Genomic DNA, 11867 nt, shown 5'->3' with positions numbered 1-11867 from the left:
TCGTTGGTGTGCCATTGTCTTTTGTTACACCGTCTGTTGTTGGTTCATAAGCATCATTGTCTGCTTGTTCTCCTACTGTTACAGGTACTTTAATGTGGTCTGTTGAACCGTCTGGGTATGTCACTGTCACATCAACATCTGTTGTACCTGGTGTATTGCCATCTGGTAATTGTGTTTCGTCATCCACCGTAATTGTTGGTTGATCTTTATCCGTTGGATAGTCTGGGATTGTCACTGAACCTGTTACATCGTCTGTTGTCGTTGGTGTGCCATGATCTTTCGTTACACCGTCTGTAGTTGGTTCGTATTGTCTGTTATCCATAACTTTTACGATAAATGAATCAGCTGCTACATCATTGTCTCCTACTACTAAATATGCCGTGTAAATATCTCCATCTACCGCACTATCTGGAACAATAAATGTACCTTGTTGTTCACCATCTTCTAACGTATTAATGTCGCCAGTTTTTTGAACTACATTTCCGTTCTTATCCCTCCACTCAACGCGCGTTGGTAGTGGTGAAATATTTGAACCTGTTAAGTCAATGTGAACTTCATCACCTGGAACTGCCGGTTTATCTGTATTATTATATTCCAACACATCTAAGTTAATATCATTAGATGGAACTAATGCAAAGTTAACGTTATACCACATTGGATTAGCAACTAAGTTTTGAGCCGGTGCTGTTTGTGGTGCCCATGACAAGTTACTGTTTGGTGCTCTAAATTGAGGGCTTGTATAAGATGAATATGCATTCACTACATTACCATCTGGATCCATCACATAACCATACATATAGCTTGTATTTAACGTACCATCTGGGAATCTCAAAGTATATCGACCGGTATCATCTGTTTCACCATAAACAGTTGCTGAAATATAGTCAGGATTTGCTTCTAATAATGCTTTAGCTGCTGCTGCTCTTTCTTTTTCTGGTAAACTATTAACTTGAGCTTTATATTGTTTGGCACCTTCTTCAGTTAATGAAGACATAACAACTGTATAACCAGCAGCTTCTGGATCTTTACTATTATTATTTGGTCCTGTAGCTGAGTTAGCATAGTCTCCAGCACCTGTTTCAAACCAAACTTGTCCTGAAACTGAATTTTTTGCTTTTGTATCTACTGCTGGACTACTAATCGGACCTTCTTCATCATGAATCCAATTAGATTTATCTGTAGTCATATAATCATTAGTAGGTTTAACTCCCATGTATATACCAGTACGTTGCATGTTAGTGCCAATTAGTGGGAATTGCCCTAAATTAGAATTACTTACTGAATTTGTATATCTTCCAGGATAAAATCCACCAGCTTGACGTATCATTGTTGCAGTATTACCGTTCTCTGTTTCAAAATCTTCAATCCATAGACGATATAATTGACCACCAGAAGAATTATATTTATGCTCTTTTCCATTTGCGTCAGTCCAAGCGTCTCTTAAGTCAAATGCATATGCACCTGGACCTACTTGAGAACCATCTGAAGAGCTTAATTTGTTAGATGTTGTAGCCATATATGTTGGTGATACAGCTCCATCTTTATCGATCCATTGTAAGTATACTTTCGTACCTTCAGGAACTGCTGTAAGTCCATTAGACATTGTTGCAGGCGTTCCTTTATCAACAATCCAGGCTCTTCCTGACAAAGTATTTACAGCGTTAGTTGCGTCAGTTTGTGATTTGATATATCCATTCTTAATCGCATCTGCTTCGATTACTTTTGATTTATCTGTTACTGCTAATGTATTGATTAATTCATTTGAAGCAATATTTAAAGATTCTTCATCTTTTGGTGATGCCGCTCTTAATGCAGTTGCTAATGGTTTATTGTTTTTCTGCTTGTTTGCTAACGCTTTGATCAATTCATATTGTAATTCTTGTTCACTTAAATTTTTAGTATCTAAATTTAAATTACTGATTACTTCACGAGCTTGTTTATCAGAAACGTTGGCAGCTTTTTTATAATATGTAGCAGCTGTTTCTTCATCACGAACTTGTGAGATTGAATAATCGTCGTTTTTATTTGCGGTATTAGATTCTAAAGTTGATTTAGCTGACTGAGCTTTTTCTGGTGCTACTTTGTTTGTAGTTTTTGATGTTGCCTCAGTTTCTGGTGCTTTCTCTTCTGTACTTGCTTCTTCTGTTTTTTCAGCTTCCGGTGCTTTCTCTTCTGTACTTACTTCTTCTGTTTTTTCAGCTTCTGATGCTTTTTCTTCTGTTGACTCAGTTTCTGGTGCTTTCTCTTCTGTACTTGCTTCTTCTGTTGACTCAGCTTCTGGTGCTTTCTCTTCTGTACTTGCTTCTTCTGTTGACTCAGCTTCTGGTGCTTTCTCTTCTGTGCTTGCTTCTTCTGTTGACTCAGCTTCTGGTGCTTTGTCTTCTGTGCTCGCTTCTTCTGTTGACTCAGCTTCTGGTGCTTTTTCTTCTGTGCTTACTTCTTCTGTTGACTCAGTTTCTGACGCTTTTTCTTCTGTGCTCACTTCTTCTGTTGACTCAGTTTCTGACGCTTTCTCTTCTGTGCTCACTTCTTCTGTTGAGGCAGATTCTTGAACAGAATCATCTATGTTTGCTTTATCCTTATTCACACCTTCATCTTGAACAGTTGAATGACTAGATTGTTCATCCGCTTTAGCTTCACTACCTATACCGAAAAGTAAAGCTGAACCAACTAAGATTGAAGCCGTACCAATCGTGAATTTTCTAATAGAATAATGATTTAATCTATTAGGTAAAAAATCTAATTTTTTAACTCTTTTTCTTTTCTTTTGTTCCATTTATATACCTCCAGAATTTTTTGGATATTCGATAAGTATTTCGAACATCAAGCACTTATCATGTAAAATTATACTAGCGCGCTTTAAATTGTACAACATTTATTTTGAAAAGTTATTATTTGTATTTATATTTTGTATAATACAACGTTTTAATTTTAAGAATATCTAAAATTTATTTTATTATTAATATAGGTAATTATTTTTCCGACAAATTTCAAATACCAATTTACTTGCATAAAAAAAGACCCTGTCATTAAAAATGACAAGATCTTGATTATATTATTTAAGTTCTTCACCGTTTGTATCGATGACATTTTTATACCAATAGAATGAATTCTTCTTAGTACGTTTTAGCAAATATCTTAAATATTTTATTTACTTATCTTCATTTCTACGGCGACCAAATAAGAATAATGAACCAATACCAGCGAATAAACCACCTATTAATGTTGTATTAGTTAGAGTTTGCTCTCCTGTACTTGGTAAATCATTTTCTTTATCTAACTTATTAGAATCATTTATAGCTGCAGCTTTAGCAACACCTGATCCACTATTAGTGCTTGAATCATTTGAATCCATACCCATATCTGAATCACTGTATGAGTTTGAGTCGTTGTCTGTATCAGAGTTACTGTCTGAATTTGAATTCATATCAGAGTCTGAATCGCTATCTGAATTAGAATCAGTGTCAGAATTTGAATTCATGTCAGAGTTTGAGTCACTATCTGAATTTGAATCGCTATCAGTGTTTGAGTCACTATCTGAGTTTGAATCGCTATCAGTGTTTGAGTCACTATCTGAGTTTGAATCGCTATCTGAATTTGAACTACTATCTGAGTCTGAGTTGCTATCTGTATCAGAATCACTATCAGAGCTTGAATCGCTGTCTGAATCTGAATTGCTATCTGTGTTTGAATTGCTGTCTGAAGATGAGTTGCTATTTGAATTTGAATCGCTGTCTGAGTCTGAATTGCTGTCAGTGTTTGAGTCGCTAACTGAGTCTGAGTTGCTATCTGAATCAGAGTTGCTATCTGAGTTTGAGTCACTATCTGAATTTGAATTCATATCAGAGTTTGAATCACTATCTGAGTTTGAATCACTATCTGAGTCTGAATCACTATCTGAATTTGAATTCATATCAGAGTTTGAGTCACTAACTGAGTCTGAGTTGCTATCTGAGTTAGAGTCACTATCTGAGCTTGAATCGCTGTCAGAGTTTGAGTCAATATCTGAGTTTGAATTGCTGTCAGAGCTTGAATTGCTATCTGAGTTTGAATCGCTGTCTGAATTTGAGTTCATGTCTGAGTTGCTATCTGTATCAGAATCACTATCAGAGCTTGAATCGCTGTCTGAATTTGAGTCGCTGTCTGAATTTGAATTCATATCAGAGTCTGAGTCACTATCTGAATCTGAATTGCTATCTGAGTTTGAATCATTATCAGAATTTGAATTCATATCAGAGTCTGAGTCGCTATCTGAATTTGAATTGCTATCTGAATTTGAATCGCTGTCTGAGTCTGAATTGTTGTCAGAGTTTGAGTCACTGTCTGAATTTGAACTCATATCAGAGTCTGAGTCGCTATCTGAAGATGAGTTGCTATCTGAGTTTGAGTCACTATCTGAGCTTGAATCGCTGTCAGAGTTTGAGTCGCTATCTGAATTTGAATCGCTATCTGAATTTGAATCGCTTTCTGTATCAGAGTCGCTATCTGAGTTTGAATCGCTATCTGAATTTGAGCTACTATCTGAGTCTGAGTTGCTTTCTGTATCAGAGTCGCTGTCTGAGTTTGAATCGCTTTCTGTATCAGAGTCGCTATCTGAATTTGAATTCATGTCAGAGTCTGAGTCACTAACTGAGTCTGAGTTGCTATCTGCGTTTGAGTCACTATCTGAGTTTGAGTCACTATCTGAATTTGAATTCATATCAGAGTCTGAGTTGCTGTCTAAGTCTGAACTGCTATCTGAATCTGAATTCATATCAGAGTTTGAATTGCTATCTGAATCTGAGTTGTTATCTGAATCTGAGTTGTTATCTGAATTTGAGTTGCTATCTGAGTTTGAGTCGTTGTCTGTATCAGAGTTACTGTCTGAACTTGAATTGCTATCTGAATCAGAGTTGTTATCTGAATTTGAATCGCTGTCTGTATCAGAGTTGCTGTCTGAGTTTGAATCGCTGTCTGAATTTGAGTTCATGTCAGAGTCTGAGTTGCTATCTGTATCAGAATCACTATCTGAGCTTGAATCGCTGTCTGAATCTGAATTGCTATCAGTGTTTGAATTGCTGTCTGAATTTGAGTTCATGTCAGAGTCTGAGTTGCTTTCTGTATCAGAATCACTATCTGAGCTTGAATCGCTGTCTGAATCTGAATTGCTATCTGAGTTTGAATCGCTGTCAGTGTTTGAATTGCTATCTTCACTTGAATTGCTATCTGAATCAGAGTTGTTATCTGAGTTTGAATCACTGTCTGTATCAGAGTTGCCATCTGAATCGATAATATCTTCGTCAGGTAATATAACCTCCGATACAACTCCAATATCCGCGTGATCTTCATTTACAGGAGCATAATAAGTAACAGCAGGATTTGCACGTAAATTAAATATTTTTACATAATCAAATATTCCTGTTGATATATCTGGACCAATCGTATCCCAACTTCCAGTATTACGCGTTACTGCAATACCAGGTTGAGTATACAAGCCGTGTTCATCAAAATCTCCTGGTCTTATTAATTCTGGATGTTCTATAAACTGGTATGAAGATCCTTCACCATAGTTCCTTGAATTACCAATTGTATTCGGCCTATAATCATCCATAGATTGAGCACCATTCTCATAGCTTAAGAGAATAGCTGGTTCAAATTTTCCTCTCCACGCTAGCCTTGCATCTAAAGGTAAATATTTTGTTTTTTCAAATTGTTCTTTTGAAATATCAAATTCAACTTTGATACCAACTGGGCCAAAAACAATCGTATTAACACTAAATTGACGAACTAAATCATTAAATGTTGAACCACCTGTATAATAATACGTATCTTCACCATCTTCTTTTTCTATTTTTTTCTCAACAACTGAAAGAGGGATATTACCACTTTCTTTAAATTCTAAGTATTCTTCATACGTTGGAATATTATTATATCTCTCTTGATTCTCATCATATTCATCGAAGCTCATTATTCCTAATTCTAAATCAACATTATGTGGTTTATAACTTTCTTTCTCCCTTGTACCAATCAAAGTGAATTTTACATTTTCAGCAAACTTTGGAATTGTAATATTAAATGTACTAGCAGTTTGAATATGGTCACTTGATTGAACTGGATTTAAGGAAACTATATAGTCATATATAACTCTCCCGTTTTTCTGTACTCTAGCAACACCTGGAGTTACATTGACTCCCCCTCCTCCAATTACCTTTATATTATCTGATAATACATAATTATCTGTCGCACTATAATTACTAATATAACTAACTGGTTCTGCTGCCACTCTTAATACTGGTTCTGCTACATCCTTACCTTCTGCTTCAGTTGACTCTGCTACTTCACTTGCTCCTGTTTCCGTAACTTCTGCTCTTTCTGGCTCTGTTGCTTCACTTGTTTCTGATTCAGTTACCTCTGCTCTTTCTGACTCTGCTGTTTCACTCGTTTCTGGTTCTGTAGCCTCTGCTCTTTCTGGCTTTGTTGCTTCACTTGCTTCTGGTCCTGTAACCTCTGCTCTTTCTGGCTCAATTGCTTCACTTGCTTCTGGTTCTGTAACTTCTGCTCTTTCTGGCTCTGCTACTTCACTTGTTTCTGGTTCTGTAACTTCTGCTCTTTCTGGCTCTGCTACTTCACTTGCTCCTGAATTTTTCGGTTCCGTTACAACCTTATTTGTTTCTTCTGATAGAGACTCATTAATTTCACTGCTTATATCATTTCCATTTTCTGCTGCATAAACAGAATTGCTCACACCGAAGAATAAAAGTGTAGTTAATAAAGCTGATCCAGTTCCAAAAGATAATTTTCTAATTCCAAAAACTTGTTTCCTTTTTACATATTGCTTATTATTCATAAGTCAAACCCTTTCTTATTTTATACAAATTAACCTTCTAACTTTCCCGTGTTATACAATAGTGATTTTATTCTACCTCCTTATTTTCAAATTGCTTTTTCGAATGAATTCATAAATAAACAAATATACTAACTTACTAAAGTTATTGAAAAGTGAATATGCAATATATGTTCTATAGATGCACTTCTACTAATATATTTAATGCTTTTATAGACGTTGAATGTATAACATAGTAATAAAATAATCGTCTAAAAATTACTTTTCTAAAAAAATGTATATTTTTATAGGCTAAAAATATCTTATATACATAAAAATATCCTATTAACTTGTAAAATGATTATCAACAAATTGTTTATATTAAGTTTTTATTTACTTATGTTTTTATTCCTGTAAATTCTATATCATTAAATATTCATTATAATTATGATATAATCATTTAAAAATATTTTATCCTTACCGTTTTTATCTGATTTAAAAGAGGAGGGATTCTGAATGATTCCAAAATTCTATTATTTAGATAATCCTATGAAATACCCAAGTCGTGCTTATGATGGTTTAATCTTAGTAATATCTTTGAAGGGAAATGTAGAAATCTATATTGAGGGAAATAGTTATAATCGCAAAAATTTATATATTATAAATGAATCAGAATTGTATTATATTAATACTAATGATGTTTTGTTGTTATATTTACCTAGCTCAATTTTTAAAGAATATAATATAAATATATTTAACCAAAAGTATTCTTTATTAGAACGCGAAGAATTGATGTACGATTTATCAATTCTATTCAAAAGCTATCTAAGTAGAAATTTCCATAAAACTGAAACTACTAGACTAATTAAAAAAATTATAAATTCCATTACAAAATATAGAAGAAATATTAATTCTAATACTAACGACACTTTTTCAAATATCACTAATTACATTTCTAACCATTTAGCTGATAAAATTACGCTTAAAGATTTATCTCAACAATTTTATATGTCTACAACTAGTGTTTCTACATTATTTAAGAGCAACACTAATTTAAATTATTATGAATACACTAGATCACTCAGACTTTCAAAATCTATGAAAGATATTGGAAACGGAAAAGTAAAAATCGAAAGCATTGCAAGAAAATGGGGGTATGCAAATACAACTGTTTACATAAAACATTTTAAAGAAGAATTTGGTATTACACCAAAAAAGTACAGACATATGCCTATTGAAAATAAGAAATTAAATATAGAAGGTATTAAAGAAGATTTAGCTACATTATCTAAAGTAAACTTTGATTTACAAAAACATTTAAGTAATGTTGATATATTAATTAATGACAAAAATATTACTCAACCTGCATTTTCATTTTTTAATTTGATAGATATTGGGGAATACAAGAATTTAGACCTAATTATCAATGAAGCAATCTTTACTTATAAAAATTTTAACAATTATCGACTTCCTTCATACATATATATAAGTGAAAATATAAAAAATTTTATTAACAATGATTTCCACAATATAGTATTAAGACTTAGAAAATTATTAAAAACGAAATTTTCTGTCGCTTTAAAAATTAATAGTTTAAAGTACTTTTATTTCATTTTGAAAGTGATAAAAGAATTACAAATACTAGAAGATGAACATTTGGGTACCTTCTCATTTAGCGATAGAAAAATTTTATTATTATTAGATTTAAAATATTTTTCTATTGATGATATTAAACATATTAAAAGAGATTCATACGGTAAAAGTATTCAAATTTCAATTGATATTACGGAATACTACATTAAAAATTTGGAGGTAGATTCAAGGTTGCTTCAATTGTCTCCAGATTATTTTACAATTGATTTTTTATTTTATGATGGTAAAAGAACAAAAAAACAAAATGATACTTACAATATTCTGAATAAGTCTTTACCAAAATATATTTCTAAAATTAATGCGAATAAAAATGTAATTATATTAAATTATGATAATTTATATAATGAACTCTCCATATATAATATAGGATATTTTTTAGAAAACTCAATTTCAATTGTTAAATATATTGCTGGGGCAAGCATTCCTTTTTCAAAAGAAAAAAGTAGTATGAATCTAATATCTATTTTTGATGAAACAGAAAACAAAACACCATTTTTCTTTCTTGGTTTGATGTTATATAATTTTTCAAAAGCTAATTGTTATTATGGAGACGGATATTTAATAACTAAAAACATGTACAGTTACAATATACTTTTATACAATAGCGATGACTCAGACACTAACAATATAAGAGAATTCACTAAAAAATACTTTATTGATTTTGTTCATATTAACTCATCAAATATGATTATTACTAGCGAATTATTAAATACTAAATTTGGCAGTATAGATGGTATAATAAGTTCCAACCTCACAGAAAGAAATTCCCTTCCAAATACTTTAAAATATAAAATTAGTCAGTACAATGCTCCACTATTTAAAGTAGGTAAACACAACTTTAAATTGGGACCATTTATAGCAAATGTTCCACCAAAATCGGTAATGATGATTACTATATATCATTAATATTTCTATTAGAGGAATTAAATAATCCCCCTTTACTTAATGAAAAGGAATAATTTTTTAATACATTAACAAAAACAAAATAACATCTCATTTTTAACGATTAAATCATTAAAATGAGATGTTATTTTCTTTAGGTTAGGAATCATTCCTAATCTTACAAATTGTTTAATTAGTTGTATTATTTAAGTTCTTCACCGTTTGTATCGATGACATTTTTATACCAATAGAATGAGTTCTTTTTAGTACGTTTTAATGTTCCTTTTCCTGCATTATCACGATCTACGTGAATTAAGCCATATCGTTTTTTCATTTCACCAGTTGTAAATGATACGATATCAATTATGCCCCAAGGTGTGTAACCCATTAGTTCAACACCGTCTTCATCAACCGCTTCTATAGACGCTTGAATATGTTCTCTCAAGTAATCGATTCTTTCTTGGTCATCTATTGTACCGTCTTCTTTAAATTCATCTGTTGTACCGAAGCCATTTTCAACGATAAATAATGGTAACTGATAGCGATTGTACAACGCATTTAAAGTATATCTTAAACCAACTGGATCTATTGCCCAACCCCACTGACTGACTTTAATGTATGGATTCTCTACTGAATTTGGTAATCCACCATTCACAACATTACCATCAACACTTTGTTCTGCATCATGTTTAACGACTGTAGACATATAATAACTGAAACCGATATAATCTACCGTACCATTTTTTAAGATTTCATCGTCGCCTTCTTGCCACTTAATATCGTAACCTTTTTTCTCAAACATTTTTAATGCATAACCTGGGTAATATCCTCTTACTTGAACATCTGGGAAGAAATATCTCAAACGACTTGCAATTTCCGCTTCTAAAATATCTTTAGGGTTACATGAATATGGATAAATAGGTACGTGAGAAATCATGTTCCCAATAACAAAGTTTGGATTAATTTCTTTACCTTTTGATACAGCAAGTGCACTTGCGATTAATTCGTTATGCGCAACTTGATATAGTACTTCTTCAGCATCATCTTCTTCTGTTAAAGTGACACCTGAATTCGTCCATAAGAAAATAGGATTACTTGTATCCATTTGGTTATTAATCTCGTTAAATGTCATCCAATATTTCACTTTATCTTTATAACGATTGAAGACAGTTTCAGCAAAACGCACGAAAAAGTCTACAACTTTACGATTTCTAAAACCACCATATTCTCTTGCTAAGTGTAATGGCATTTCAAAATGAGATAACGTTAATACAGGTTCAATATTATATTTTAAAAGCTCGTCAATAACATTATCATAGAACTTTAGACCTTCTTCATTAGGCTCAGTTTCATCACCATTTGGAAAAATACGTGTCCATGCGATAGATGTTCTTAAACATTTTAATCCCATTTCATTGAACAAACCAATATCTTCTTTATATCTATTATAAAAATCAATACCTTCATGGTTAGGATAGTATTTGTCAGCTTCAACCTTTTCAGTAATTTCACGTGCTTTACCATGTTCACCAGCAGTCATCACATCATGAACACTTAACCCTTTACCGCCTTGATCATATCCACCTTCAAATTGATTAGCAGCTAAAGCGCCACCCCATAAAAAGTCTTTGTTTAATTTAGCCATTTGATTACCTCCGGATATTTTGTATACACTTACATTATAATTATACCGATACAATTTGTAAAGATAGGTATATATTTAGTTGGTGTTATTAATTTAACAAGTGCTATAATATGAGTAATATCTATCATAAAGTGGGGATTAATATGCTTAAGTACGAGCTTATTGCTGAACGTATTGAGTCGCTTATCAATAATGGGCATTATGAAGCTGGGGATAAATTACCGAGTGTTGAAGTTTTAAGAAGTGAATTTAACGTGAGCAAGAGCACAATTATCAATGCTCTCAAAAATCTAGAAAAAACAGGTTTAATCTATCAAGCTAGAGGCAGTGGTATCTATGTAAGAAATCCGAAAAGAGATGGATTTGTTAACTTATTTACTGCTGATGGATTTTCAGATGAATTTAAAGGACACGATGTAACGAGTAAAATCTTAAAAGTCGCGGAGATTCAACCTGAAGATGAAGTAAAACAACAATTAAAGTTAAAAGATAACGATACTGTATATCTTGTCGATCGTGTTAGATATCTTGATGGAGAAGTATTCTGTATTGAAACTTCTTATTTTAGTAAAAATGTTGTCTTATACATGAATGAAGAAATTGCCAATGGTTCTATCTTTCATTACATTGAAAATAATTTAAAAGTCAAAGTAGGATTCACTGATATATATTTCAATATTGGTAAATTAAATAAAGAAGATGCGACTCATTTGGAATTAAATGAAGGTGATCCATCGTTAGAATATGAACAAATATTCTACACAAGTACAGGTATTCCTTTCGACTACTCTAAAATCATATTCCATTATGAAAATTCTAGATTCTATATACCTTCAATTAAATAATAGAACGGGACAGTCATCATGTACGATGGCTGTCCCGTTT

The 11867-nt window shown here is 32.4% G+C and carries 5 protein-coding genes; 2 read left to right on the top strand and 3 right to left on the bottom strand.

The window, feature by feature from the left end; all coding sequences use genetic code 11:
* On the bottom strand, positions 1–2776 hold a 2776-nt coding region (locus LQ679_RS13960; protein ID WP_239763407.1), incomplete at its 3' end, for a YSIRK-type signal peptide-containing protein.
* A 375-nt stretch (positions 2777–3151) separates the two neighbouring features.
* A complete protein-coding gene (locus tag LQ679_RS13955; protein ID WP_275589955.1) occupies positions 3152–6826 on the bottom strand; it encodes a fibronectin-binding protein FnbA in 3675 nt (1224 codons plus the stop codon).
* 492 nt (positions 6827–7318) lie between these two features.
* Here LQ679_RS13955 and LQ679_RS13950 point away from each other — a divergent pair, with 492 nt between their 5' ends.
* A complete protein-coding gene (locus tag LQ679_RS13950) occupies positions 7319–9361 on the top strand; it encodes a helix-turn-helix transcriptional regulator (RefSeq protein ID WP_239763399.1) in 2043 nt (680 codons plus the stop codon).
* Positions 9362–9539: 178 nt separating this feature from the next.
* Here the strand turns inward: LQ679_RS13950 and LQ679_RS13945 are convergent, their stop codons facing one another.
* Positions 9540–10982 (bottom strand): 6-phospho-beta-glucosidase, encoded by a 1443-nt coding sequence (locus LQ679_RS13945; protein ID WP_107576652.1) that lies wholly within the window; start codon positions 10980–10982, stop codon positions 9540–9542.
* 143 nt (positions 10983–11125) lie between these two features.
* Between LQ679_RS13945 and LQ679_RS13940 the strand changes: the two genes are divergently transcribed.
* Positions 11126–11827, top strand: a complete 702-nt coding sequence (locus tag LQ679_RS13940) for a GntR family transcriptional regulator (RefSeq protein ID WP_025906902.1) — start codon at positions 11126–11128, stop codon at positions 11825–11827.
* Positions 11828–11867 lie beyond the last annotated feature (40 nt).

This window comes from Mammaliicoccus sp. I-M35, assembly GCF_022386455.1.
Classification (GTDB): domain Bacteria; phylum Bacillota; class Bacilli; order Staphylococcales; family Staphylococcaceae; genus Mammaliicoccus; species Mammaliicoccus sciuri_A.
This window is presented reverse-complemented; position numbering and strand designations above follow the sequence as displayed.

What these genes read in the sequence shown, in the direction of transcription:
- LQ679_RS13945 (WP_107576652.1), bottom strand. Translation starts at nt 10,982, where the DNA reads ATGGCTAAATTAAACAAAGACTTTTTATGGGGTGGCGCTTTAGCTGCT.
- LQ679_RS13955 (WP_275589955.1), bottom strand. Translation starts at nt 6,826, where the DNA reads ATGAATAATAAGCAATATGTAAAAAGGAAACAAGTTTTTGGAATTAGA.
- LQ679_RS13950 (WP_239763399.1), top strand. Translation starts at nt 7,319, where the DNA reads ATGATTCCAAAATTCTATTATTTAGATAATCCTATGAAATACCCAAGT.
- LQ679_RS13940 (WP_025906902.1), top strand. Translation starts at nt 11,126, where the DNA reads ATGCTTAAGTACGAGCTTATTGCTGAACGTATTGAGTCGCTTATCAAT.